At 73.1% G+C, this 24,274-nt stretch carries 20 protein-coding genes and 1 pseudogene; 12 read left to right on the top strand and 9 right to left on the bottom strand.

Going from position 1 to position 24,274, the window contains the following annotated elements:
* Positions 1–20: 20 nt before the first annotated feature.
* Positions 21–1,223, top strand: coding sequence for a MarP family serine protease (locus tag ABZ479_RS07900; RefSeq protein WP_499604958.1), 1,203 nt, complete (start codon positions 21–23; stop codon positions 1,221–1,223).
* 83 nt (positions 1,224–1,306) lie between these two features.
* Here the strand turns inward: ABZ479_RS07900 and ABZ479_RS07895 are convergent, their stop codons facing one another.
* The 7 genes from ABZ479_RS07895 to ABZ479_RS07865 form a co-directional block, all read right to left on the bottom strand.
* Positions 1,307–1,486, bottom strand: coding sequence for a hypothetical protein (locus ABZ479_RS07895; protein WP_499604960.1), 180 nt, complete (start codon positions 1,484–1,486; stop codon positions 1,307–1,309).
* Between the two features lie 94 nt (positions 1,487–1,580).
* The gene (locus ABZ479_RS07890; RefSeq protein WP_500460617.1) at positions 1,581–2,501 is read right to left on the bottom strand and encodes an alpha/beta fold hydrolase; all 921 of its coding nucleotides are present in this window, start codon (positions 2,499–2,501) and stop codon (positions 1,581–1,583) included.
* A gap of 12 nt (positions 2,502–2,513) precedes the next feature.
* Complete coding sequence (locus ABZ479_RS07885) at positions 2,514–2,996, bottom strand: phage holin family protein (RefSeq protein ID WP_499604963.1); 483 nt, start codon at positions 2,994–2,996, stop codon at positions 2,514–2,516.
* A gap of 52 nt (positions 2,997–3,048) precedes the next feature.
* Positions 3,049–4,488, bottom strand: a complete 1,440-nt coding sequence (gene nhaA, locus ABZ479_RS07880; protein ID WP_500460616.1) for a Na+/H+ antiporter NhaA — start codon at positions 4,486–4,488, stop codon at positions 3,049–3,051.
* Between the two features lie 221 nt (positions 4,489–4,709).
* Positions 4,710–6,671: an acetate--CoA ligase gene (acs, locus tag ABZ479_RS07875; protein WP_500460614.1), complete on the bottom strand. Its 1,962-nt coding sequence runs from the start codon at positions 6,669–6,671 to the stop codon at positions 4,710–4,712.
* Between the two features lie 215 nt (positions 6,672–6,886).
* Positions 6,887–9,181, bottom strand: coding sequence for a SulP family inorganic anion transporter (locus ABZ479_RS07870; RefSeq protein ID WP_500460612.1), 2,295 nt, complete (start codon positions 9,179–9,181; stop codon positions 6,887–6,889).
* A 197-nt stretch (positions 9,182–9,378) separates the two neighbouring features.
* Positions 9,379–10,359, bottom strand: a complete 981-nt coding sequence (locus tag ABZ479_RS07865) for an ATP-binding protein (RefSeq protein WP_500460611.1) — start codon at positions 10,357–10,359, stop codon at positions 9,379–9,381.
* Between the two features lie 214 nt (positions 10,360–10,573).
* On the opposite strand from ABZ479_RS07865, the gene ABZ479_RS07860 reads away from it, so the two are divergent.
* The gene (locus ABZ479_RS07860; RefSeq protein ID WP_500460610.1) at positions 10,574–11,404 is read left to right on the top strand and encodes a Fic family protein; all 831 of its coding nucleotides are present in this window, start codon (positions 10,574–10,576) and stop codon (positions 11,402–11,404) included.
* Positions 11,405–11,788: 384 nt separating this feature from the next.
* Here ABZ479_RS07860 and ABZ479_RS07855 read toward each other — a convergent pair whose 3' ends face one another.
* Entirely contained in the window at positions 11,789–12,619 is an 831-nt protein-coding gene (locus ABZ479_RS07855; RefSeq protein WP_500460608.1) for an HAD family hydrolase, read from the bottom strand.
* A 490-nt stretch (positions 12,620–13,109) separates the two neighbouring features.
* On the opposite strand from ABZ479_RS07855, the gene ssd reads away from it, so the two are divergent.
* The 7 genes and pseudogenes from ssd to ABZ479_RS07820 all read left to right on the top strand — a co-directional run.
* Positions 13,110–14,270: a septum site-determining protein Ssd gene (ssd, locus tag ABZ479_RS07850; RefSeq protein WP_500460607.1), complete on the top strand. Its 1,161-nt coding sequence runs from the start codon at positions 13,110–13,112 to the stop codon at positions 14,268–14,270.
* Positions 14,267–15,421: a TadA family conjugal transfer-associated ATPase gene (locus ABZ479_RS07845; RefSeq protein ID WP_500460606.1), complete on the top strand. Its 1,155-nt coding sequence runs from the start codon at positions 14,267–14,269 to the stop codon at positions 15,419–15,421. The genes ssd and ABZ479_RS07845 overlap by 4 nt, the downstream gene beginning before the upstream one ends.
* Positions 15,422–15,471: 50 nt before the next feature.
* Positions 15,472–16,326 (top strand): type II secretion system F family protein, encoded by an 855-nt coding sequence (locus ABZ479_RS07840; RefSeq protein ID WP_500460928.1) that lies wholly within the window; start codon positions 15,472–15,474, stop codon positions 16,324–16,326.
* Entirely contained in the window at positions 16,323–17,099 is a 777-nt protein-coding gene (locus ABZ479_RS07835) for a type II secretion system F family protein (RefSeq protein WP_500460604.1), read from the top strand. Before ABZ479_RS07840 ends, ABZ479_RS07835 begins: the two co-directional genes overlap by 4 nt.
* 71 nt (positions 17,100–17,170) lie before the next feature.
* On the top strand, positions 17,171–17,308 hold the full coding sequence (locus ABZ479_RS07830) for a DUF4244 domain-containing protein (RefSeq protein WP_018562183.1): 138 nt from the start codon (positions 17,171–17,173) through the stop codon (positions 17,306–17,308).
* Positions 17,295–17,642, top strand: a complete 348-nt coding sequence (locus ABZ479_RS07825; protein ID WP_500460602.1) for a TadE family type IV pilus minor pilin — start codon at positions 17,295–17,297, stop codon at positions 17,640–17,642. Before ABZ479_RS07830 ends, ABZ479_RS07825 begins: the two co-directional genes overlap by 14 nt.
* Positions 17,639–17,920 (top strand): annotated as a pseudogene (locus ABZ479_RS07820) (Rv3654c family TadE-like protein); the annotation flags it as partial. The gene ABZ479_RS07825 and the pseudogene ABZ479_RS07820, both read left to right, overlap by 4 nt.
* A gap of 35 nt (positions 17,921–17,955) precedes the next feature.
* Here the strand turns inward: ABZ479_RS07820 and ABZ479_RS07815 are convergent.
* Complete coding sequence (locus ABZ479_RS07815) at positions 17,956–20,358, bottom strand: DEAD/DEAH box helicase (RefSeq protein ID WP_500460601.1); 2,403 nt, start codon at positions 20,356–20,358, stop codon at positions 17,956–17,958.
* A 135-nt stretch (positions 20,359–20,493) separates the two neighbouring features.
* Here ABZ479_RS07815 and bldG point away from each other — a divergent pair, with 135 nt between their 5' ends.
* The 3 genes from bldG to ABZ479_RS07800 all read left to right on the top strand — a co-directional run bounded on the left by bldG (position 20,494) and on the right by ABZ479_RS07800 (position 24,147).
* Positions 20,494–20,835, top strand: a complete 342-nt coding sequence (gene bldG, locus ABZ479_RS07810) for an anti-sigma factor antagonist BldG (RefSeq protein WP_018562186.1) — start codon at positions 20,494–20,496, stop codon at positions 20,833–20,835.
* A gap of 84 nt (positions 20,836–20,919) precedes the next feature.
* Complete coding sequence (locus ABZ479_RS07805) at positions 20,920–21,414, top strand: ATP-binding protein (protein WP_499604988.1); 495 nt, start codon at positions 20,920–20,922, stop codon at positions 21,412–21,414.
* Positions 21,415–21,723: 309 nt separating this feature from the next.
* A complete protein-coding gene (locus ABZ479_RS07800; protein ID WP_500460599.1) occupies positions 21,724–24,147 on the top strand; it encodes a sodium-translocating pyrophosphatase in 2,424 nt (807 codons plus the stop codon).
* Positions 24,148–24,274 lie beyond the last annotated feature (127 nt).

The following is a 24,274-nucleotide window of genomic DNA, read 5'->3' as shown; positions in this document are numbered from 1 at the left end:
CGCCATGAGACGGTGTCCAGGTGAATGTGCTGGACATCGTGCTGCTGTTGGCCGCCGTGTGGTTCGCGATCGTGGGCTACCGCCAGGGATTCATCGTCGGCGTGATGTCGGTGGTCGGGTTCCTCGGCGGGGGTCTGGTCGCGGTCTACGTGCTGCCCGCGATCTGGAACGCGGTCACCGGCAGCGCCCAGCCCGGCACGGTGGCGGTGGTCGCCGCGGTGGTCCTGATCATCGTGTGCGCCTCGGTCGGCCAGGCCTTCACCACGCACCTCGGCAACAAGGTCCGTACGCACATCAGCTGGTCACCGGCCCGGGCCATCGACGCCGTCGGCGGCGCCCTGGTGAACGTCCTGGCGATGCTGCTGGTCGCCTGGCTCATCGGCTCCGCGCTCGCCACCACGACCACGCTGCCCAGCCTCGGCCGTGAGGTGCGCTCCTCCCGGGTGCTGCTGGGGGTGGCGCAGATCGTGCCGCGCGAGGCCGACAACTGGTTCGCCGACTTCAGTTCGGTGCTCGCGCAGAACGGACTGCCCCAGGTCTTCTCGCCGTTCGGCAACGAGCCCATCACCGCCGTCCCCGCCCCCGACCCGGCGCTCGCCGACAGCGCGGTCGTCGGCCGCGCGCGGCGCAGCATCGTCAAGGTCGTCGGCACGGCACCGAGCTGCGGCAAGGTGCTCGAGGGCACCGGCTTCGTCTTCGCCCCGCACCGGGTGATGACCAACGCCCACGTCGTCGGCGGCGTGGACAACCCGACCGTGCAGATCGGCGGCGAGGGCCGGGTGTACGACGGCAAGGTCGTGCTCTACGACTGGCAGCGCGACATCGCGGTCATCGACGTACCGTCCCTGGACGCGCCCGCGTTGTCCTTCAGCGGCACCGACGCCGACTCGCGCGACGACGCCATCGTCGCCGGCTTCCCGGAGAACGGCGGCTTCGACGTGCGTGCCGCCCGGGTGCGCGGGCGCATCCCGGCCTCGGGCCCGGACATCTACCACCGGGGCACCGTCGAGCGCGACGTCTACTCGCTGTACACGCTGGTCCGCCAGGGCAACTCCGGCGGACCGCTGCTCACCCCCGAGGGGAAGGTGTACGGCGTGGTGTTCGCCAAGTCCCTCGACGACGCGGACACCGGCTACGCCCTGACGGCGGACGAGGTCCAGCCGGACGTCCGGGCCGGGCGTACGGCGAGCCGGCAGGTCGACACCGAGGGCTGCGCCCTGTAGGTCCTGCGGGGAAACGGTCGGCCGGTGACGGTCGGCCGTGTGCGGACAGCCGTGTGCAGCCGTGTGCGGTCGGCTGCGCGCGGTCAGTCGCGGGTATGCCTCAGCCGGGCGCCCACCCAGCGGGCGCGGCGCCTGAGGATGTGGGGAATGCCGAGTCGGGAGCCTCCGGACCCGTGGTCCGGGGCCTGCGTCCCGGTGGTGACCCGCGCCCTGTTGGCGCGGCGGTCGCGTGACACGTCACGGTAGTCGTGCGTCCAGCCCATACCGAGCTGTCTGCCCGGGCTCCATGGTCGGTAACCGCCTGCCGCTCCATCAGTTGGCCTATGCGCCCGGCATTTGGCTGATGGTCATACTGGATCAACGGTCCGGTTCGGGGTCCTTCAGCCAGTTGACCAGTTCGGCGGAGAACGCCGCCGGGTCCTCCTCGTGGGGGAAGTGCCCCAGCCCGTCGAAGAGTCGCCAGCGGTACGGCGCCTCCACGTACTCCCCGCTGCCCGCGGCGTGCCGGGCCCGCATCGCCGGGTCGAGCGAACCGTGCAGGTGCAGCGTGGGCACCCGCACCGGACGCTTCATGCGCCGGTTGAACTGGAAGCCGTCCACCCGGGCCAGCGAGCGCACCATCCAGCGGTACGGCTCGATCGAGCAGTGCGCCGTCGAGGGGATGAGCATCGCCCGGCGGTAGGCGTCCACCGTCTCGTCCTCCGGCAGGCGGGGCCCCGACCAGTCCCGCAGCAGCCGTCCCACCAGCGCCGCGTCGTCCGCGACGAGTTGCCGCTCCGGGATGAACGGGCGCTGGAACCCCCACACGTAGCCGCCGGCCGCGCTGTGCCGCAGGTCCGTCAGCATCGCCGAGCGCCAGCGCCGCGGATGCGGCATGGAGCACACCGCGAGCCGCCGGACGAGCTTGGGCCGCATCGCCGCCGCCGTCCAGGCCAGGTAGCCGCCGAGGTCGTGCCCGACCAGCGCGGCGTCCGGCTCCCCGAGCGAGCGGATCACGCCGGTGACGTCGAGCGCCAGGTTGGCCGGGTCGTAGCCGCGGGGCGTGCGGTCGCTGCCGCCCACCCCGCGCAGGTCCATGGCGACGGCACGGAAGCCCGCCTCGGCCAGCGCGGTCAGCTGGTGCCGCCAGGTCCACCAGAACTGTGGGAAGCCGTGCAGCAGCAGCACCAGGGGGCCGTCGCCGAGCTCGGCGATGTGGAAGCGGGCACCGTTCGCGGCGACGTCCCGGTGGGTCCAGGGTCCGTCGACGCGCACCGGGGAACTCTCAGCGACCGTCATGCCCCGAGCGTGTCACACCTTGGCCTCCACCGTGGCCCCCGATCCGTTGGAGGAGGCGCTGCGCGGGTGCGGCTTGACCCCCTGCAACACCGCCGCGGTCTCCTTCGCCGAGGCGATGCTGCGCTCCGGCTTCTTGATCTTCTTGAACTTCGAGCGCGCCATCAGGCCCAGCAGGCCCGCCAGCACCAGGTAGGCACCGCCGACGATGAGGAACGACCAGGCGAGGCCCAGCCCCAGGTTGTGGATGCCGTACGCCGCCGCGAAGCTGAGCACCGGCAGCGAGAAGAGCGCCAGGATGCCGGCCGCTCCCACCGCTCCGCCGCCGATGCCGGCGCGTTTGACGTCCTGCCTCAGCTCCGCCTTGGCGAGGGCGATCTCCTCGTGGACCAGCTCGGACAGGTCCGCCGTCGCCGAGGCGAAGAGCTGACCGAGGCTGCGGCTTCCGTTGGGGCTCACGGTCACCCCCACGTTCACGGGCTCGTCCGCTCGGCTCATCGGGTCCTCCGTCGTCGTCATGGTGCGTCAGTCGTCATCCGGGGCAAACGGGTTACCCCCCGATCATGCCCGACTCATCCTCGTCGCTGCCCCCGGAGCGCGCCACTTCCGCGAGCCTGCGGTGCTCGGCCGCCTTCGCCTCGTGGATCGCCGCCATGCGCAGGTGGAACTCGGGGTTCGCCCACTCGTAGACGTCCGGGACGCCGTCCCGGTCCTCGTCGCGCTCCTCGTCCTCGCACATCCGCCGGTACCGGTCGTTGCGGAGCTTGAGCAGCACCGCGGCGAGGACCGCGGAGGTGAACGAGCCGATCAGGACGGCCGCCTTGACCTCCTCGGTCAGCACCTGGTCGCCCTCGAAGGCCAGCTCGCCGATGAGCAGGGAGACCGTGAAGCCGATCCCCGCGAGCGTGGCGACGGCCAGGACGTCGGGCCAGGCCAGGTCGGGGTTGAGCTCCGCCCGGGTGAAGCGTGCCGCCAGCCAGGTGCCGCCGAAGACCCCGACCGCCTTGCCGACGACCAGTCCCAGCACCACGCCCAGCGTCTCGGGACGGTGGAACACCTCGGCGACCGCGCTGCCGGCGATCGGCACCCCCGCGGAGAAGAGCGCGAACAGCGGCACCGCGAGTCCCGCCGAGAGCGGCCGTACGAGGTGCTCGATCCGCTCTCCGGGGGACCGCTCCTCGCCCTCCCGCCGGTGGCAGCGCAGCATCAGGCCCATCGCGACGCCCGCGATGGTGGCGTGCACCCCGCTGGCGTGCATGAGTGCCCAGTTGACCAGCGCGAGCGGCACGTACACGTACCACCCGCGCACCTCCTTGCGGAGCAGCAGCCGGAACAGGACGAGCCCGGCGACGGCCGGCGCGAGCGCGGCGAAATTGATGCCCGAGGTGAAGAAGACCGCGATGATCAGGATCGCGAAGAGGTCGTCGACGACCGCCAGGGTCAGCAGGAACGCGCGCAGCGAGGACGGCAACGCCGTGCCGAGCACGGCCAGCACCGCCAGGGCGAACGCGATGTCGGTCGCCGTCGGCACCGCCCAGCCCTGCAGGGAACCCCCGCCGACGGTGTTGACCACCGCGTACACGACCGCCGGCACGGCCATGCCGCAGAGCGCGGCGATGACGGGGAGCGCGGCCGCCGAGGGACGGCGCAGCTCACCCGCCACCAGTTCCCGCTTGAGCTCGATGCCCGCGACGAAGAAGAAGACCGTCAGCAGTCCGTCCCCGGCCCAGTGCCCCACCGACAGGTCCAGATGGAGCGACGCGGGCCCGAAGTGGAAGGCGACGGTGGACCGGTAGGAGTCGCCCAGCGGGCTGTTCGCCCAGACCAGCGCCGCGACGGCGGCCACCAGCAGCATCACGCCGCCCACCGTCTCCGTCCGCAACGCGTCGGCGACGAAGTTCCGTTCCGGGAGGGGCATCCGGCCCAGGAAGACGGAACGGCGGCGGTTGGTCGCGGTCACGGGGGCTGGACCTCCGGTCGGGTTCGGCATGGCTGATCACCTTGCCGACCAGACTTCCCGGCACGCCCCGATGCACTGTCGCGTTCTTTACGCGCTCAGCAGCTTACCGGCTTGGCGCCGGAGCCTCCGGCGTTTTTCACATTACGGACAATCGCCGGGCATCGCAGGGGCGTCCGCAGGGGCGTCCCGCACCGCCGTGAAACGGCGAAGAGGCCCCCGTGGGGGCCTCTTCGGTGCGGTGGCGGGGGCCGTCAGTCCTCGCTCGCGGCGGTCGGGAGCTTGGTCTGGATGAGGTCCATGACCGTGGAGTCGGTCAGGGTGGTGACGTCCCCCAGCTCCCGGTTCTCGGCGACGTCGCGCAGCAGACGCCGCATGATCTTGCCGGAGCGGGTCTTCGGCAGCTCGGCCACCGTGAGGATCCGCTTCGGCTTGGCGATCGGGCCGAGCGTCTTGGCGACGTGGTCGCGCAGCTCGGCGATCAGCTCCTCGCCGTCCTCGGCCGCGGCGCTGCCGCGCAGGATCACGAAGGCGACGATGGCCTGGCCGGTGGTCGCGTCGGTGGCGCCGACCACGGCCGCCTCGGCGACCTTCGGGTGCGAGACGAGGGCCGACTCGACCTCGGTGGTCGAGATGTTGTGGCCCGAGACGAGCATGACGTCGTCCACCCGGCCCAGCAGCCAGATGTCGCCGTCCTCGTCCTTCTTGGCGCCGTCGCCGGCGAAGTAGCGGCCCTCGAAGCGGGACCAGTAGGTGTCCAGGTAGCGCTGGTCGTCGCCCCAGATGGTGCGGAGCATCGACGGCCACGGCTCGGTGAGGACGAGGTACCCGCCGGAGCCGTTGGGCACCTCGTTGGCCTCGTCGTCCACGACGGTGGCGGAGATGCCGGGCAGCGGGCGCTGCGCGGAGCCGGGCTTGGTCTCCGTCACGCCGGGCAGCGGGGAGATCATCATGGCGCCGGTCTCGGTCTGCCACCAGGTGTCCACGATCGGGCAGCGGCTGCCGCCGATGTGCTCGCGGTACCAGATCCACGCCTCGGGGTTGATCGGCTCGCCGACGCTGCCCAGGACGCGCAGCGAGGACAGGTCGAACTTGGCGGGGATGTCGTCGCCCCACTTCATGAAGGTGCGGATCGCCGTGGGGGCGGTGTAGAGGATCGTGACCCCGTACTTCTGGACGATCTCCCAGAAGCGGCCCTGGTGCGGGGTGTCGGGGGTGCCCTCGTACAGCACCTGGGTGGCGCCGTTGGCCAGCGGGCCGTAGACGATGTACGAGTGGCCGGTGACCCAGCCGACGTCGGCGGTGCACCAGTAGACGTCGGTCTCCGGCTTCAGGTCGAAGACGGCGTTGTGGGTGTAGGCGGTCTGCGTCAGGTAGCCGCCCGAGGTGTGCAGGATGCCCTTGGGCTTACCGGTGGTGCCGGAGGTGTAGAGGATGAAGAGCGGGTGCTCCGCCTCGAAGGCCTCCGGGGCGTGCTCCGCGGACTGCCGCTCGACGATCTCGTGCCACCACACGTCCCGGCCCTCGGTCCACTCGACCTCCTGGCCGGTGCGCCGGACGACCAGCACCTTCTCCACGCCGGCGGAGCGGCCGACCGCGTCGTCCACGGCGGGCTTCAGGGCCGACGGCTTGCCGCGGCGGTAGCCGCCGTCGGCGGTGATGACCAGCTTGGCGTCGGCGTCGGCGATGCGCGCGGCCAGCGCGTCGGCGGAGAAGCCGCCGAAGACCACCGAGTGCGCGGCGCCGACGCGGGCGCAGGCCAGCATCGCCACGACGGTCTCGGGGATCATGGGCATGTAGACGGCGACCCGGTCGCCGGCCGTGACGCCCAGCTCGGTCAGGGCGTTCGCGGCGCGGCTCACCTCGTCCTTGAGCTCGGCGTAGGTGATGGCCCGGCCGTCACCGGGCTCGCCCTCGAAGTGGATCGCCACGCGGTCGCCGTGGCCGGCCTCGACGTGCCGGTCGACGCAGTTGTAGGCGACGTTCAGGGTGCCGTCGGCGAACCACTTCGCGAACGGCGGGTTGGACCAGTCGAGGGTCTCGGTCGGCTCCTTCGCCCAGTTCAGCCGGCGGGCCTGCGCCGCCCAGAAGCCCAGTCGGTCGTCACCGGCCTGCTGGTAGGCCTCCGCGGTCACATTGGCACCGGCCGCCAGCTCGGCGGGCGGAGCGAACCGGCGCTCCTCCTTCAAAAGGTTGGCCAGGCTCTCGTTGCTCACGCCGTGCTCCTTCGCAGGGTGTCCTCTTGTGTCCCACGCCATAGCTCACCAGCCGGAGGGGCGGAATGACAAGGGTTCGCCGCAAATATTGGTTTAGACCTGTCGCGGTGCGGCGCCCCCGCACGGGTCCGGCCCGCCGGCGGGTGCGCGGCGGGCCGGGAGGGTGGGCCGGTCGGGTGGGCCGGTCGGATGAGCCGCCGCTGCGGGCGGCCCGGTCAGACCGTGTCGAGCACTTCCGGCCGTACGGCGGCGAACGTGCCGCTCCCGGCGCCGAGGACGTAGGCCTGGGCCTCGGCGACGTGGAAGTACATCCCGTGCAGCTGCAGCGATCCCTCGGCCACCCTGCGGGCGACGCAGGCGTGGGCCATCAGGTGGTCGAGCTGCTGCACCACGTTGACCAGGCAGAGCCGTTCGAGCTCGTCGGCCACCGGGCGGTCGGCGAGGGCGACCTCGCCGCGGCCGAGCCGGCCGATCCGCTCCAGCCGGGCGAGGCTCGGGCGGCCGTGGCGCAGCCAGCGGGCCAGCGGGGTCTGCGCCCCCGGCTCGTGGCCCGCCCCGCTGAGCAGCGCCTGCATCGCGCCGCACCCGGAGTGCCCGCACACCGTGATGCTGCCGACCTTCAGCACCTCCACCGCGTACTCGATCGCGGCGCCCACCGAGTCGCAGGAGGCGTCGGCGCCGGGCGGCGGCATCAGGTTGCCCACGTTGCGCACGGTGAACAGGTCACCGGGCCCGCTGGATGTGATCATGCTCGTGACCAGGCGGGAGTCGGCGCAGGTGAGGAAGAGCTGGGTGGGCCGCTGCCCCTCGCGGGCGAGCCGTGCCAGTTCGTCCCTGACCAGGGGCGCGGTGTTGCGCTGGAAGGCGCTGAGTCCGCCCACCAGCTGCCCGGCGGCACCCGCCTCCGTGCCCGGCTTGGTGCAGTGGTGGTTGCGCCACGGCGTCCAGGGGCGGCAGGCGTGCGCGCTGGAGGGGACCGCGATCGGTGTGCCCGACCGGCCCGTGAGGGTCGCCCAGCCGCCGCGCGCCCGGTGGCCGTCGCACCAGTGCTGCAGCGACTCGTACGCGGCGTGGTCCATGAAGGAGCCGTCCAGGGTGATGACGGCGCTGGCGTCGTCCGGCACCTCCGCCAGCGCCCGGGTCAGCCGGGGCACCGCGAGGAAGGTCAACTGACCGCGTACGTGCACCTGGTGGACGCCGGACTCCTCGTTCACCGTGATCCGGGTGTGCGTCAGCCGGCGCAGCGAGAGGAAGACGGCCACCGTGATGCCGGTCGTCACCCCTTCCAGCACGCCGAGCAGCAGCACCGCGCCGAGCGTCGCCGCGTAGACCGGGAACTCCCGGTGCCGCTGCACGTGCTTGATGTGCGCGAAGCTCACCATCTTCATCCCGACCACCATCACCAGGGCGGCGAGGGCGGCGAGCGGGATGTGCTCCAGCAGCCCCGCCAGCAGCCCGGCGCACAGCAGCACCCACACCCCGTGCAGCACCGTGGCCCGGCGCGTCCGCGCGCCCGCGGCCACGTTGGCCGAGCCGCGGATCGCGCCGCCGGCCACCGGCAGCCCGCCGAGCAGGCCGGAGAGCACGTTGGACGTGCCCTGCCCGAGCAACTCCTTGTTCAGGCGGGCCGGGACGGCGTCCCCGGGCGCACCGCGCCCGGAGCGCAGCTTGTCGATCGCGACCGCCGACAGCAGCGACTCCATGCTCGCGACGAGGGTGACGGTCAGGACGGCGGCGGCGATGCCGAGCACCGGTCCGTGCGGCAGCCCGGGCAGCGCCACCGCGTGCCAGGCGGGCAGATCGACCCGCGGCACCACGATGGGGACGCCGACGGCGGTCGCGGCGGCGATGGCGGCGAGCGGCGCCGGGACCGTGCGCAGCGCCCCGCCGGCCCGTCCGGGAAGGCGCGGCCAGCCGACCAGCACGACCACCGTGACCGCCGCGATCAGCAGCGCGCCGGGGTGCGGGGACGACAACTGCTGGGGCAGGGCCGCCAGATTGGCGAGCGCCGAGCTGTCAGGGTTGGCGCCGAGCACGACATGGAGCTGGGCGAGCGCGATGGCGGCGCCGATGCCCGCCAGCATGCCGTGCACGATCGCCGGGCTGACGGCGAGCGCCGCCCGGGCCACCCTCAGGGTGCCCAGGGCGAGTTGGGCGAGCCCGGCCAGCACGGTGATGGCGCAGGTGGTGCGCCAGCCGTAGCGGTGGACGAGCTCGGCGGTGACCACCACCAGGCTGGTGGCGGCGCCGCTGACCTGGAGCGGCGCGCCGCCCATCAGACCCACGACGATGCCGCCGACGGCGGCGGCGATCAGCCCCGACTGCAGCGGGGCACCGGTGGCCAGGGCGATGCCCAGGGACAGCGGGACGGCGATCAGGAAGACGGTGATCGAGGCCGAGAGGTCGTGCCGCCAGACGGCGGTGTTCCCTTCCCCGGCGGCGGGCGGTGGGGGCAGATCCCGCGGTGGGGTCTGCGACTGCTGCGTCTGCGGTTCTGGCGTGGCGTGCATGTTCCCGTCTCCTCCGGGGCGGCGCGGCTGCGTCCGGCTGGTGCGCGTACGCGGTCGTGGTCACGGCTGTTGCGGCGGGTGCTGTCGGCCTTGAAAGTAACGGAATGTGATTGCTTGATTACTCTCAAGAGTCGGTAAATGGAGAGTAATGCAGACAAAGGGCCCGTGGATCGGGATTCGCCCGAACGGGCGAACGATTACCCGGTGAGGGTGAACCGTTCGCCCAGGACGAAGCCGGGGTCGACCTGCGAGGCGAGGTCCGCGCCGGTCCGCGCGTTGCCCCAGCTCTCCGCGTTCTTGAGGTGGAAGTGGACCATCTGGCGGGTGTAGCGCTCCCAGTCCCGCCGCTCGTACGCGGCGTCCACGGCGTCGCGCATCGACCGCAGCGCCGCGCGGTTGGGCTCCTCCAACTCCCCGAACCGCGGCGGCCGGCCCTTCTCCATGGCGCGGACCCAGTCCGAGTGCCCGACGGTGACCAGCAGGTCGTCGCCGACGTGCGAGCGCAGGAAGTCCACGTCGTCCGGGCCCTGCACCTTGTTGCCGACGACGTGCAGGGCGACCCCGAAGTCCCGGGCGTACTCCTTGTACTGGCGGTAGACCGCCACTCCCTTCCGGGTCGGTTCGGCGACCAGGAACGTCATGTCGAAGCGGGTGAACATGCCGGAGGCGAAGGAGTCGCTGCCGGCCGTCATGTCGACGACGACGTACTCCCCGCGGCCGTCGACCAGGTGGTTGAGGAACAGCTCCACCGCCCCGACCTTGGAGTGGTAGCAGGCCACGCCCAGGTCGGACTCCTGGAAGGGGCCGGTGACCATCAGCCGCGCCTCGCCGACGTCGAGCGCGACGGGCCGGGCGCAGGCGGCGTAGACCGGGTTGTCCCCGGTGATCCGCAGCAGGCGGGAGCCCTCGCCGGGCGGGGTGGTCTTGATCATCGTCTCCGCGGAGGCGATCCGCGGGTTGACGCCGCGCAGGTACTCCTTGATCTGCGGGAGGTGGGCGCCCATCGCCGGGAGGGCGGCGGCCTCCTCCTCGTCGAGGCCGAGCGCCGGGCCGAGGTGCTGGTTGATGTCGGCGTCGACGGCCACGACGGGGACGTGGGCGGCTGCCAGGTGACGGATGAAGAGGGAGGACAGCGTGGTCTTGCCGCTGCCGCCCTTTCCGACGAAAGCGATCTTCATGTTCGTTAAGCGTAGTGACGGCGCCGCCCTCCCGCGGCCTCCGGCGCGGGAGTTCACCCGTCGGTGGACATCGGGGTGGCTCGGGGGCCCGCCTGCGGGCCCGTTTCCGGACCCCGGGCGGGGCCCCGGCCGGGACGGCGCGGGCGCGCGCGGTGCGCGTGACGATGCCCACTCGCCCACCAGCGCCCCGCCGGGGGTGCGTAGGGTCGTGGGTATGGGTACGACAGCTGATCCGCTCGCCGTCCTCGGTTCGCTCCCCGGTGTCACCGAGTCGGTGGACTCCGTACGAAAGGCCGTGGACCGGGTCTACGGGCACCGGGTGATGCGCCGCCGCTCCGAAGAGGTGTCCTCGGAGGCGGCGCTGCGCGGCGCCCGCGGCTCCGCGGCGCTCGCCGGAGCCGACTGGGCGCTGGAAGAGGTGCGCAGGCGCAGCGACTTCTCCTCCGACGAGGAGTCGCGCGCGGTGGGTGCCGCGCTGCGGCTCACCGCCGAGTCCGGCCAGTTGCTCTCCGTCTGGCGGCAGTCGCCGCTGCAGGCACTGGCCCGGCTGCACCTGGTCGCGGCCGGCGGCATCTCGCCGGACGAGACGGTCGGCCGCCCGCGGCAGGCGGGCGAGAAGGTCGAGGAGCTGCTCCTGGACGTCGCCGAATTCCCGCTGCCCGAACCGGCGGAGGTCGTCGCGCGGCTCGACGGGCTCGCCGGCCTGCTGCTGTCGGGCAGTGAGGCGCCGGCGCTGGTCGTCGCCGCGGTCGTGCACGGTGAACTGCTGTGCCTGCGGCCGTTCGGCTCGTACAACGGTCTTGTGGCGCGTGCCGCGCAGCGCGTCGTCCTCGTCGGGAGCGGTCTGGACCCCAAGTCCATCTGCCCGGCGGAGGTCGGCCACGCCGAACTCGGGCGCGCGGACCACCTGAAGGCGCTGCGGGGCTACGCCTCCGGCACCCCCCAGGGCATGGCCGCCTGGATCGCGCACTGCGGGCAGGCCGTGGGCCTGGGCGTACGGGAGAGCGTGGCGGTCTGCGAGGCCCTGCAGCGCGGCGCCGCCTAGGACGCCGGGCAGGCGCCGCCCGCGGGATCCGTGGGCACGGCGGCGAATGCGCGGACACAAAGATGCGGCGGCACCTCGCGGGTGCCGCCGCTGGCATGACCGTCGGGTTACCAGGCGTGCACGATGTTCGCCCATCAGGTCGGGAACTTTGCCCGTCACCTGGTGCGGCCGGCCCGGTCAGCGGGTCTGCGTCGCGTGGGTTCCCAGCTGTCATGCTCGGTCCGTGGGGCCTGATTCGACGGGGTTCCTCGCGGAAGTCCGTGGTCTCGCGGGCCGTAAGACCTTTGTACTGCACCTTCGGGAGAACCGGAACCCCTCGCCGCGGTTCTTTGCATACCGGGACGGGTCTGTGCCTTCTCCTCGAAAGGCGCAATCGGGTTCACATCAGGACAGGACGAGCCTGCGTCGCCGCGCCACGTACCAGACCAGGCCCGCCGTGGCGGCGGCGGCGCCGACCGCGGCCAGCGCCAGGACCGGCCCCGAGGGCATCGTCAGCGCGGGCACCCGCTGGTGCAGCCGGACCGGCCGGCTGAAGGTGAGCGTCGGCCATTCGCGTGACGCCGCCTCCCTGCGCAGCCCGCGGTCGGGGTTGACCGCGTACGGGTGGCCGACGGACTCGAGCATCGGGACGTCGGTCACCGAGTCGCTGTAGGCGAAGGAGCGCTTGAGGTCGTAGCCCTCCGCCTCCGCGAGCTCGGTGATGGCCCGGGCCTTGGCGGGGCCGTAGACGTAGTGCTCGATCCGGCCGGTGTAGCAGCCGTCCTCGACGGCCATCCGGGTGGCGATGACGTGGTCCGCGCCGAGCATCTCGCCGATGGGCTCCACGACCTCCGCACCCGAGGCGCTGACGATGACGACGTCGCGGCCGGCCAGGTGGTGCTCCTCGATGAGCGAGGCGGCCTCGTCGTAGATGATCGGGTCGATGAGGTCGTGGAGGGTCTCGGCCACGATCTCCCGCACCTGCTGCACGTTCCAGCCGCGGCACATGTCGGAGAGGTACTTTCGCATCCCCTCCATCTGGTCGTGGTCCGCGCCGCCGAGCAGATAGACGAACTGGGCGTACGCGGTCCGCAGCACGGTGCGCCGGTTGATGAGGCCGCCTTGGTAGAACGGCCGGCTGAACGCCAAGGTGCTCGACTTGGCGATCACCGTCTTGTCGAGATCGAAGAACGCGGCGGTGCGCGGCGACAGGTGGTTTTCCACGAGGACGAGCATAGGGACCCACCATTCGGCGTAAGCTCCAGCGCGTGGGTTTGCCTGAGAAGGCCTTCGGGTACACCATGGAAGTCACGGATCGTTCGCGACCGTGCTAACCCGGTCTGGCTCCTCCCCCCCCGAGTCGGACCGTGGGGACGACCCCCGCTCTCCCCCCCGGCGGGGGTCGTCGCATGTCCGGGGGCATTTTCAGGCCTTGAGTCCGAACGCGCCCGGCATGTGAACGGCCCCCCGCGGTTTCCGCGGGGGGCCGGTTCTCTTTCCCGCGCGACTACGGTGAGTGACGGATCACATTCGTTGCGCTGTGCGGTGGAAGCCACTCGTGCGGGTGGCGGAGATATCCACAACGGCCTGGTTATCCACTGATTCCCACCAAGATCATCAAGTTTCGGCGACTCGCGAGACTCTGGCGGCAAATGCCGCGCCGGAGATGTGTCCGGTGCATGTGCCGGATACCGACGGCACGGGCCGGAACGAGCGAGGGGGCGTCGTGGTCGCCGAATCATTCAACGGTGAAACAAATGGAACGCGTGAAGGGCGGGTGTCCGCGCGGGCATCGGGACGGCCGCGCGGAAAGGACGATCAGGGCGGCGGCCCGCTCATCGTCACCGAGGACGGGGCCCTCCTGGACGACCTGCTGCGGCTGTGCGCCGCGGCGGGCGCGGAACCGGAGGTCGCCTTCGGGGTCCCGCCGGCGCCGGGCAGCTGGGAGGCCGCGCCGCTGGTGCTGGTCGGGGCCGCGGACACCCGCCGCGTGCCGGGCACGGCGCGCCGCCGCCGGGGCGTGCTCCTCGTCGGCCGGGATCTGGACGATCCCGACGTGTGGCGCCGCGCCGTCGACGTCGGCGCCGAGCACGTCGCCTTCCTGCCCGACGCCGAGACATGGCTGGCCGACCGCATCGCCGACGTAGCGGAGGGCGCCGGCGAGCCGGCCCTGACGATCGGGGTCGTCGGCGGCCGAGGCGGCGCGGGGGCCAGCACCCTGGCCTGCGCGATGGCCGTCACGGCCGCCCGCTCCGGGCGCCGCACGATGCTCGTCGACGCGGATCCGCTCGGCGGCGGGCTGGATGTGCTGCTCGGGGCCGAACGAGTGGGCGGACTGCGCTGGCCCGACCTCGCCGAGTCCCGGGGCCGGGTCAGCAGCGGGGCGCTGGAGGAGTCGCTCCCCCGGACGCACGCCCTGAGCGTCCTCAGCTGGGACCGCGGCGACACCGTCGTCATCCCGCCGCAGGCCATGCGGTCGGTGATGGGCGCCGCCCGGCGGCGCGGCGGGGTGGTGGTCGTCGACCTGCCGCGCCGGATGGACGAGGCGGTGGCCGAGGCGCTCGCCCAGATCGACGTGGGCCTGCTGGTCGTCCCCGCCGAACTGCGCGCGGTCGCGGCCGCCGGCCGGGTCGCGTCCCGGATGGCCATGGTGCTGCGGGATCTGCGGGTCGTCGCCCGGGGTCCCTTCGGCTCGGGGCTCACCGACGAGGCGCTCGCCGAGCTGGTCGGGCTCCCGCTCGCCGGCGAGCTGCCGCCCGAGCCCGGCCTGCCCGCCGCCCTGGACGGCGGCGAGGCGCCGGGCGGCAGCGGCCGGGGCCCGTTGTCCGGGTTCTGCTCGGCGTTCCTCACGGCGGCGCTGTCCGGCGGCGGGAGCGTGGCCGCATGAGCGCCGACGCCATGACCCCCGCCCTGCTCGACGCCGTACGTCTGCGGCTGGCCGCCTCCGGCGACGAGCCCACCCCGGCCGGCGTGGCCGCCGCGCTGCGGGCCCAGGGCCGGCTGCTCGGCGACACCGAGGTGCTCGACGTGGTGGCCGCGCTGCGCTCGGAGATGGTCGGCACCGGGCCCCTGGAGGGCCTGCTCGCCGAACCGGAGATCACCGATGTGCTGGTGAACGGGCCCGACGAGGTGTGGGCCGACCGGGGCGCCGGGCTGGAGCGCACCGAGGTGCGGTTCGCGGACGCGTCGGCCGTGCGCAGGCTCGCCCAGCGGCTGGCCTCCGCGGCCGGCCGCCGGCTGGACGACGCCAGGCCCTGGGTGGACGCCCGGCTTCCGGACGGCACCCGGCTGCACGCGGTGCTGCCACCGGTGGTGGTCGGTGCTCCGTGCCTGTCCCTGCGGGTGGTCCGCACCCGTGCCTTCACCCTGGACGAGCTCGTGGCCGCGGGCAGCATGGACGGCGGCACGGCCGCCCTCCTGCGGGCCATGCTGGAGGCCCGCCTGTCGTACCTGGTCTCCGGCGGCACGGGCTCCGGCAAGACGACGTTGCTGAGCTGCCTGCTCGGCCTCGTCCCGCCGGGCGAGCGCATCGTCCTCGCCGAGGACTCCGCGGAGCTGCGGCCGCGCCATCCGCACGTCGTCCGGCTGGAGACCCGGCCCGCCAACCAGGAGGGCGCCGGCCTGGTCACCCTGCGGGACCTCGTGCGGCAGGCGCTGCGTATGCGTCCGGACCGGCTGGTGGTCGGCGAGGTGAGGGGGCCCGAGGTCCTCGACCTCCTGGGAGCGCTCAACACGGGCCACGAGGGTGGCTGCGGCACCGTCCACGCCAACGCCGCGGGTGATGTGCCCGCCCGCCTGGAGGCGCTGGGCGCCGTGGCGGGGCTGGACCGGGCCGCCCTGCACAGCCAGTTGGCCGCCGCCCTTTCGGTGGTGGTGCATCTGGTGCGGGACCGCTCGGGCCGGCGCCGGGTCGCCGAGATCCACGTCCTGGAGCGGGGCCCCGACGGGATCGTCGGCACCGTCCCCGCCCTGTGCGGCGGTGAACGCGGCTCCGGGTGGGGCCGGTTGGCCGCGCTCTGCGAGAGGGGGCGGCCGTGAACGCCGTCGTGGTCCTCGCAGCCCTGTGCGCGGGCGCCGCCGCGTGGGCGATGTGCGCACGGGACGAAGTCGTGCGCAGGGCACGGACGTTGCTGAGTGGCGCCTCAGGGGCCCGTGGGGCGCCTGGTGGACTCCTGGGACCTGGAGGCATTGAAAGCCGCCTCAACGGGCTGCTGGAGCCGTTCCGGGTGCGGTTCGGCTGGCGACTCGGTCGCGAAGTGCTGTTCCTTCCCGGCGGGTTGGTCGTGGCCCTGGCCGCCGGGTCGGTGCTACCGGTCCTGCTCGGAGCGGCCGCCGTGCCGTTCGCCGGGCGGTGGCTGCGCGGGCGGGAACGGCGTGCCGAGGCGGAACGGCGGGCCGTGGCGGTGGGCGCGTTGTGCGCTGCGGTCGCCGGCGATCTGCGGGCCGGACTGGCCCCGCCCGCCGCGCTGGCCGGTGCGCTCGGCCGTGAGGGCTGGGCGGAGCACCCCGGCCTGTCGGACGCCGCCCTGCCGCTGCTCGCCGCCGCCCGTTTCGGCGGTGACGTGCCGGCGGCACTGCGGGCGGCCGCCCGGCCGGCGGGCGCCGAGGGGCTCTCCGGTGTGGCCGCGTGCTGGCAGGTGGCCGTGGACGGTGGCGCGGGACTCGCGGACGGCCTGGACCGGATCGCGGCCGCACTCCGGGCCGAACGCGACCAGCGCGAGGACCTGCGGGCCCAGTTGGCGGCGCCCCGTTCCACCGTGGCGCTGCTGGCCCTGCTGCCCGCCTTCGGGCTGGTCCTGGGCACCGGGCTGGGCGCGGATCCGCTCGGCACCTTGCTGCGCACACCCGCCGGGCTCGGCTGCCTGGCCGCCGGCGGGCTCCTGGAGTGGGCGGGGCTCGCCTGGACCGCCCGCATCGTCCGCGGTGCGGAGGGCGGGTCATGAACGGCGAGGCCGTCCACAGGCTGGGGATCGTCATGGCGTCCGTGGCCGCCGCCGTCTGTGCGGCTGCTGCCCTCGCCGCCGCACGGAGGGAGCGCGCCGCGCGGCGCAGGCTCCGGCTGCTCATGCGGGCGGCGCCACCGCCCAGGCGGCTCCGCCGATGGCCGGGCGCGGCCTCCGTCCGCACCTGGGCGCCGGTCGCCGGGGTCGCCCTGGGCGCGTTCGCCCTGATCGGCGGTGTCCCCGGCGCGGCGGCCGGGCTCGGCGCCGCGTGGGCGATGCGCCGCCGGCAGCGGCGGCCCCGGCCCGCGCAGCCCGGGGACCAGACCCGTGCCGCGCACCAACTGCCGCTGGCCGCGGATCTGATGGCCGCCTGCGTCGCCGCCGGGGCAGGGCCCCGCGAGGCCGCGGAGGCCGTCGGGCCGTCCCTCGGCGGGCCGCTCGGGGAGGCGCTCACCCGCGCCGCCGCCGAACTCCGGCTGGGCGGCGACCCCGCGCAGTGCTGGGGCCGGCTGGACCGGCTCGGCTGCCGGGAGCTCGCCCGGTGCCTGGAACGCGCGACCACGACGGGAGTGCCGCCGGTCGAGGAGATCGCGCGTCTCGCCGCCGGGTGCCGGGCCGAACACGCCCGTTTCGGGGCGGCACGCGCGCGCCGCGCCGGAGTGCTGATCACCGCCCCGCTGGGGCTGTGCTTCCTGCCGGCCTTCCTCCTCGTGGGGGTCGCGCCGGTGGTGATGGGGCTGGCGGGGGCGATCCTCGCCGGCACGACGAACTGAAGGGGGATCCCATGCGAGTCATGCGTTGTCTGAGGAAATTGAGCCGCCGGTGCCGCACCGGCGAGCGCGGGATGACCACGGCCGAGTACGCCGTGGGCACGCTGGCGGCCTGCGGTTTCGCGGCCGTGCTCTACAAGGTCGTCACCTCGGGCGCGGTCAGCTCCGCGCTCTCCGGGCTCATCAAGCGGGCCCTCGATGTGGCGTTCTGAACGCCGCCGCGACGCGGGCTACGTCACGGCCGAGGCCGCGGTGGTCATCCCGTCGCTGGTCTTCCTCACGGCGCTCCTGCTGTGGGGGATCGCCGCGGCGGCCGCGCAGATCCGCTGCGTCGACGCCGCGCGGGCCGGAGCCCGCGCGGCGGCCCGCGAGGAGCCCGATGCCGCGGTGCTGAGCGTGGCGCGCACAGCGGCGCCCGCCGGGGCCGCCGTCTCGGTCCACCGGGGCGGCGACCTGGTCCGGGTCACGGTGGAGGCCCGTTCCCTGTCCCTGACCCTCCGCGGCGAGGCGGTCGCCGCCGTGGAGGGGCCGGGGGAGGGGCCGTGAGCCGGCGAAGGGGCGACCGGGGCTCCGCGACGGTCTGGACGGCCCTCCTGGGAGCGCTGCTGGCACTGGCCACCTGCACCGTGCTGGCGTTCGGCGCGGCCGTCGCCGCACGCCACCGCGCCGGGGCCGCCGCGGACCTCGCGGCGCTGGCCGCCGCCGACCACGCCCTGCGGGGCAGCGCCGAGGCCTGCGCCGTGGCCGGGCGGGTGGCCGCGGCCCAGCACGCCCGGCTGGTGCGCTGCGCGGTCACCGGTGAGGTCGCCGACGTCACGGCCGCGGTCGGGCCCGCCCGGGTCCGCTCCCGGGCGGGGCCTCAGGACTCCGGATCGGGGGCGGGCGCCGACGGGGGTCCGGGCTCCGAAGGGCCCTCCGTCGCGAGGAGCACGTCGAGCAGACGGACCGCGGCCTGCTTGTCCAGCGGGTCGTTGCCGTTGCCGCACTTCGGCGACTGCACGCAGGACGGGCAGCCGAACTCGCACTCGCAGGAGGCGATCGCCTCGCGGGTGGCGGTGAGCCAGCTCCGGGCGGTCCGGAAGGCCCGTTCCGCGAAGCCCGCGCCACCGGGATGGCCGTCGTACACGAAGACGGTCGGCAGCCCGGTGTCCTGGTGGAGCGGCACGGAGACGCCGCCGATGTCCCAGCGGTCGCAGGTGGCGAAGAGCGGGAGGAGGCCGATGGAGGCGTGCTCGGCGGCGTGGAGGGCGCCGGGCAGCTCCTCGGGGTGGATCTGCGCCGCGTCGAGCTGATCGTCGGTGACCGTCCACCACACGGCGCGGGTGCGCAGGGTGCGGGGCGGCAGGTTCAGCTTGGTCTCGCCCATCACCTCGTTGGTGATCAGCCGGCGGCGGAGGAAGGAGACGACCTGATGGGTGACCTCGACGGAGCCGAAGTGGAGGCGGGCCTCGCCCCACTCCTCCACCAGGTCCTCGTCGAGCACGGAGATCGCCGTGGTGTCGCGGGCCATCGTCGAATACGGCGGGTCGGCCTGCTCCACGAGCGCGACGGAGTCCTCCAGGTCCAGGTGCCGGACGAGGTAGGTGCGGCCCTGGTGCAGGTGGACCGCGCCCTCGTGGACGGCGGTGTGCGCGGCGCCCGCGTCGACGGTGCCGAGCAGGCGCCCGGTCCCGGCCTCGACCACCTGGACGGGCTTGCCCCCCTCGCCGCGGATGTCGGTGAGGTCGGCCGCCCGCTCGCGCCGCGTCCAGTACCAGCCGCCGGAACGCCGCCTCAGCAGCCCGCGGCGCTCCAGCTGGGGCAGCAGCATCGCGGTCTCCGGTCCGAAGAGCTCAAGGTCCTCCTCGCCCAGCGGCAGCTCGGCCGCGGCGGCGCACAGGTGCGGCGCGAGGACGTACGGGTTGTCCGGGTCCAGCACCGTGGACTCCACCGGACGGCGGAAGAGGGCGTCCGGGTGGTGCACGAGGTACGTGTCCAGCGGGTCGTCGCGGGCGATGAGCACCGCCAGCGCCCCCTGACCCGACCGCCCCGCGCGACCCGCCTGCTGCCACAGGGAGGCCCTCGTGCCCGGGTACCCGGCCAGGAGCACGGCGTCGAGCCCGGAGACGTCCACACCCAGCTCCAGGGCCGTTGTGGAGGCCAGTCCGAGGAGCCGCCCGGTGTGCAGGTCGCGCTCGATCGCCCGGCGCTCCTGGGGAAGGTAGCCGCCGCGGTAGGCGGCGACCTGGCGGGTCAGCCGGCGGTCGATCTCGCCGAGGCGTTCCTGCGCGATGAGGGAGATCAGCTCGGCGGCCCGCCGGGAGCGCACGAAGGCCACCGTGCGGGTGCCGTCGAGCACCAGGTCCGTCAGCAGGTCGGCGGCCTCGGCGGTGGCCGTGCGGCGCACCGGGGCGCCGTGCTCCCCGCTGAGCTCGGTGAGCGGGGGCTCCCACAGGGCGAAGGCGACCTCGCCGCGCGGGGAGGCGTCCTCGGTGACCTCGGCGACGGGCACGCCCGTCAGCCGGGTCGCGGTCGCCCCCGGGTCGGCGGCGGTCGCGGAGGCGAGGAGGAAGACGGGATCGGCGCCGTAGCGGGCGCAGACACGCCGCAGCCTGCGTATGACCTGGGCGACGTGCGAGCCGAAGACGCCCCGGTAGGTGTGGCACTCGTCGATCACGACGTAGCGGAGCTGCCGGAGGAACGAGGACCACCGCGAATGGCCCGGCAGGACACCCAGATGGAGCATGTCGGGGTTGGTGAGCACGTACGTGGCGTACTGGCGGACCCACTCGCGCTCCTCGAACGGCGTGTCGCCGTCGTAGACGGCCGCGCGGACCGCCTTGCCCAGCGGGGCGGCGAGCTCGGCCACGGCACGCCGCTGGTCGGCCGCCAGGGCCTTGGTGGGCGCGAGGTAGAGCGCGGTGGCGCCCCGGCCGTTCGGCGCCTCGGAACCGTCCACGAGGGCGCTGAGGACCGGCACGAGGTACGCCAGGGACTTGCCGGAGGCCGTCCCCGTGGCGACCACCGCGGAGGTGCCGGCGAGGGCGTGGGCGGCCACTTCGGCCTGGTGTTCCCACGGGCGTTCGATGCCGCACGCGCGGACCGCGTCGATCACCTCCGGGCGGATCTGATCAGGCCAATCGGCATGGCGACCCGCCCGTGGGGGCAAGTGCTCCGTATGGGTGATGCGCGCGGCCCTGCCCGCCCCCGTGGCAAGCCGCTCCAGGAGGGCGACGGGGGAGGTGCGGCCGTGCGCCGACTGCGGAAGATGATCCTGAGCCATCGGCACTCAGTGTGTCACTGGCATGACGGACAATCGCCGTAAGGCGTCGTGCATGCCCGCTGGTAAGTGATTGAATGCCATCGCGGCTGCCGATCCATGGGGGGCGACCGCTCGATGCAAGGTGCTGGAGGATCCGTGGACCTGTCCCTGTCGACTCGAACCGTCGGCGACCGTACGGTCGTCGAGGTCGGCGGCGAGATTGATGTGTACACCGCACCCAAGCTGCGCGAGCAGCTGGTGGAACTCGTGAACGACGGTAGCTACCACCTGGTCGTGGACATGGAAGGCGTTGACTTCCTGGACTCGACCGGACTGGGCGTGCTGGTCGGCGGGCTCAAGCGGGTTCGCGCGCATGAAGGCTCGCTGCGCCTGGTGTGCAACCAGGAGCGCATTCTCAAGATTTTCCGTATCACCGGCCTGACCAAGGTGTTCCCCATCCACACCTCGGTCGACGAGGCCGTCGCGGCGACCGATTGACGTTCGGCGCCGGACCGCGGGGCTCCGGGCGACGCCGACGCCCGGGCCCCTGTGTTGCCCGCCCACAGGCACGAGGGGGAGGCCATGCCCACCGTAGAACTGCTCTTCAGCGCACTGCCGGAGCACGTCCGCACCGCACGACTGGTGGCGGCTGCGGTAGCCCGCAGGGCAGGGGTGGACGAGGCCGTCCTCGACGAGGTCCGGCTCGCCGTCGGTGAGGCGTGCAGCCGGGCCGTCGGCCTGTACCGCAGCAGCGGTGCGGACCGCCCGGTCCGGGTGGTGCTGACCGAGGAGGAGAAGAAGTTCTCCATCGAGGTCGGCGACAAGTCCCCCGAGGCGGACGACCGCCCCGCGGACGCCGCCAGCGTGCCCTCGGCGCGCGGCGACAGCCCCGCCGAACACCCCGAGCCGCTTCCCGACGGCTCGTCGTCCTCGTCCGACTCCTCCGAGGCGGAGGACGAGGGCCAGATGGGTCTGGCGGTCATCAGTGGCCTCGTCGACGACGTCGAGGTCTTCTCGGGAGAGTACGGCGATGTCATCCGGATGAGCTGGCCGCTGAACCCGGCCGCGCTCTCCTAGCCGCCCCGCCCCCCTCACGCGCTCCTGCCGAGCAGCCTGCGAGCTTCCGCCGCAGGTCAGCTCGGCGTGCCCGCGTTCACCCGGTGGTTGATCCACTTACACGGTGACTGTTCACCTTTTCCGGTGATATCTGTGGGCGATCTCCTTTGCTATATCCCCGGCCTCGGCGAATTTCGTTTCCTGCGCCCTGTTTTGATCTAGTTCGGCTCCCTACAATCCGTCCATCTTTGCTCAGCCCACAAGCCTGAGCGTCGCGGCTGCTAAGTCGCCGGAGCCGCGCGCCCACGTGCCAAACGTCAAGGAGGACGAATGGCGGGGCCACTCACCCCTCACCTGCAGGACATCGCTCAACCACTGGCCGCATCACCCGTACTGACGGACGGCAACCGCAATCTCGTGCTCGTCATCGCCGCCGTGGCGCTGGCCGCACTCGTGCTCGCCGTGGTGCTGGTACGTCAAGTGCTCAGTGCCGACGAGGGCACCGACAGCATGAAGAAGATCGCGGCTGCCGTGCAGGAAGGCGCGAACGCCTACCTCGCACGGCAGTTCCGCACGCTGGGAGTCTTCGCGGTCGTCGCGTTCTTCCTGCTCATGCTGCTGCCCGCGGACACCACGTCGCAGCGCATCGGCCGAAGCGTGTTCTTCCTGGTGGGCGCCGGGTTCTCGGCGGTCACCGGCTACATCGGCATGTGGCTGGCGGTGCGCAGCAACGTCCGCGTGGCCGCTGCCGCACGAGCCGCGACCCCGGCGCAGGGTGAGCCCGCGGCCGACCTGACGACCGTCTCGCACCACGCGATGAAGATCGCCTTCCGCACCGGTGGTGTGGTCGGCATGTTCACGGTGGGCCTGGGTCTGCTGGGCGCCTCCGTCGTCGTGCTGGTCTACAAGGCCGACGCGCCCAAGGTGCTGGAGGGCTTCGGTTTCGGTGCGGCGCTGCTCGCCATGTTCATGCGTGTCGGCGGCGGCATCTTCACCAAGGCCGCGGACGTCGGCGCCGACCTGGTCGGCAAGGTCGAGCAGGGCATCCCCGAGGACGACCCGCGCAACGCCGCCACCATCGCGGACAACGTCGGCGACAACGTCGGCGACTGCGCCGGCATGGCGGCCGACCTGTTCGAGTCCTACGCCGTCACCCTGGTGGCCGCGCTGATCCTCGGCAAGGTCGCCTTCGGCGACTCCGGCCTGGCCTTCCCGCTGCTGATCCCGGCGATCGGCGTGCTCACCGCGATGGTCGGCATCTTCGCGGTGGCCCCCCGCCGCAAGGACCGCAGCGGCATGACCGCCATCAACCGCGGCTTCTTCATCTCCGCGGTGATCTCGCTGGCGATGGTGGCCGTCGCGGCGTTCGCGTACCTGCCCTCGACGTACGCGGAGCTGGCCAACGTGCCGGGCGACATCGCGTCGCACGGCGGTGACCCGCGCATCCTCGCGCTGGTCGCGGTCGCCATCGGCATCGTGCTGGCGGCGCTCATCCAGCAGCTCACCGGCTACTTCACCGAGACCAGCCGGCGTCCGGTGCGCGACATCGGCAAGACCTCGCTGACCGGTCCCGCCACGGTGGTCCTGTCCGGCATCTCCGTCGGCCTGGAGTCCGCGGTGTACTCGGCCGTCCTCATCGGCCTCTCCGTGTACGGCGCGTTCCTGCTGGGCGGCGCCTCGATCTGGCTCGCCCTGTTCGCGGTGGCGCTGGCCGGCACCGGCCTGCTCACCACCGTCGGCGTGATCGTCGCCATGGACACCTTCGGCCCGGTGTCCGACAACGCGCAGGGCATCGCCGAGATGTCCGGTGACGTGCACGGCGAGGGCGCCAAGGTGCTCACCGACCTCGACGCGGTCGGCAACACCACCAAGGCGATCACCAAGGGCATCGCCATCGCGACCGCCGTGCTCGCGGCGACCGCGCTGTTCGGCTCCTTCAAGGAGGCCGTCGACACCGCGGTGCGGGAGGCGAACATCTCCGCCAGCGACCTCAGGTGGCTGGACCTGGACATCTCCCAGCCCAACAACCTGGTCGGCCTGCTGCTCGGTGCGGCCGTCGTCTTCCTCTTCTCCGGACTGGCCATCAACGCGGTCTCCCGGTCCGCCGGGGCGGTCGTCTTCGAGGTGCGCCGGCAGTTCCGCGAGCGGCCCGGGATCATGGACTACACCGAGAAGCCCGAGTACGGGCGCGTCGTCGACATCTGCACCAAGGACGCGCTGCGCGAGCTGGCCACCCCCGGTCTGCTCGCCGTGCTCGCCCCGATCGCCGTGGGCTTCACGTTCGGCATCGGCGCGCTGGGCTCGTACCTCGCCGGGGCCATCGGCGCGGGCACCCTCATGGCGGTCTTCCTGGCGAACTCCGGCGGCGCCTGGGACAACGCCAAGAAGCTCGTCGAGGACGGTCACCACGGCGGCAAGGGCAGCGAGGCCCATGCCGCCACCGTCATCGGCGACACCGTCGGCGACCCCTTCAAGGACACCGCGGGTCCGGCCATCAACCCGCTGCTCAAGGTCATGAACCTGGTGGCGCTGCTGGTCGCCCCCGCGGTGGTCCAGTTCTCCTACGGTGACGACGCCAACCTCGGCGTGCGGATCGGCGCCGCGGCCGTGGCGATCCTGGTCATCGTGGTCGCCGTCTACATCTCCAAGCGCCGCGGCATCGCGGTCGAGGAGGACGAGGGCGTCGGCACCGGCCAGGACGACGGCCAGAGCACCAAGCGGTCGGCCGACCCGAACGCCACGGCAACGGTCTGACGTAGTGTGAGCTCATCCGGATAAGGCGGCGGGCGTCATCCTCCCGGGTGGCGCCCGCCGCCTTCGCCCACGTCAGATGCATCACCCCGTTCTTGGTTCATAAGGGGCAATAGTGGGCGCATCGAGC

The sequence above is a fragment of the Streptomyces sp. NPDC005722 genome, assembly GCF_040630935.1.
Classification (GTDB): Bacteria; Actinomycetota; Actinomycetes; order Streptomycetales; family Streptomycetaceae; genus Actinacidiphila.
Note: the sequence above shows the minus strand (reverse complement) of the source record. Positions and strands in the feature narration are given on the sequence as shown.

What these genes read in the sequence shown, in the direction of transcription:
- ABZ479_RS07895 (WP_499604960.1), bottom strand. Translation starts at nt 1,486, where the DNA reads ATGGGCTGGACGCACGACTACCGTGACGTGTCACGCGACCGCCGCGCC.
- ABZ479_RS07890 (WP_500460617.1), bottom strand. Translation starts at nt 2,501, where the DNA reads ATGACGGTCGCTGAGAGTTCCCCGGTGCGCGTCGACGGACCCTGGACC.
- ABZ479_RS07885 (WP_499604963.1), bottom strand. Translation starts at nt 2,996, where the DNA reads ATGAGCCGAGCGGACGAGCCCGTGAACGTGGGGGTGACCGTGAGCCCC.
- nhaA (WP_500460616.1), bottom strand. Translation starts at nt 4,488, where the DNA reads ATGCCGAACCCGACCGGAGGTCCAGCCCCCGTGACCGCGACCAACCGC.
- ABZ479_RS07870 (WP_500460612.1), bottom strand. Translation starts at nt 9,181, where the DNA reads ATGCACGCCACGCCAGAACCGCAGACGCAGCAGTCGCAGACCCCACCG.
- ABZ479_RS07865 (WP_500460611.1), bottom strand. Translation starts at nt 10,359, where the DNA reads ATGAAGATCGCTTTCGTCGGAAAGGGCGGCAGCGGCAAGACCACGCTG.
- ABZ479_RS07860 (WP_500460610.1), top strand. Translation starts at nt 10,574, where the DNA reads ATGGGTACGACAGCTGATCCGCTCGCCGTCCTCGGTTCGCTCCCCGGT.
- ABZ479_RS07855 (WP_500460608.1), bottom strand. Translation starts at nt 12,619, where the DNA reads ATGCTCGTCCTCGTGGAAAACCACCTGTCGCCGCGCACCGCCGCGTTC.
- ABZ479_RS07845 (WP_500460606.1), top strand. Translation starts at nt 14,267, where the DNA reads ATGAGCGCCGACGCCATGACCCCCGCCCTGCTCGACGCCGTACGTCTG.
- ABZ479_RS07840 (WP_500460928.1), top strand. Translation starts at nt 15,472, where the DNA reads ATGTGCGCACGGGACGAAGTCGTGCGCAGGGCACGGACGTTGCTGAGT.
- ABZ479_RS07835 (WP_500460604.1), top strand. Translation starts at nt 16,323, where the DNA reads ATGAACGGCGAGGCCGTCCACAGGCTGGGGATCGTCATGGCGTCCGTG.
- ABZ479_RS07830 (WP_018562183.1), top strand. Translation starts at nt 17,171, where the DNA reads ATGACCACGGCCGAGTACGCCGTGGGCACGCTGGCGGCCTGCGGTTTC.
- ABZ479_RS07825 (WP_500460602.1), top strand. Translation starts at nt 17,295, where the DNA reads ATGTGGCGTTCTGAACGCCGCCGCGACGCGGGCTACGTCACGGCCGAG.
- ABZ479_RS07815 (WP_500460601.1), bottom strand. Translation starts at nt 20,358, where the DNA reads ATGGCTCAGGATCATCTTCCGCAGTCGGCGCACGGCCGCACCTCCCCC.
- ABZ479_RS07805 (WP_499604988.1), top strand. Translation starts at nt 20,920, where the DNA reads ATGCCCACCGTAGAACTGCTCTTCAGCGCACTGCCGGAGCACGTCCGC.
- ABZ479_RS07800 (WP_500460599.1), top strand. Translation starts at nt 21,724, where the DNA reads ATGGCGGGGCCACTCACCCCTCACCTGCAGGACATCGCTCAACCACTG.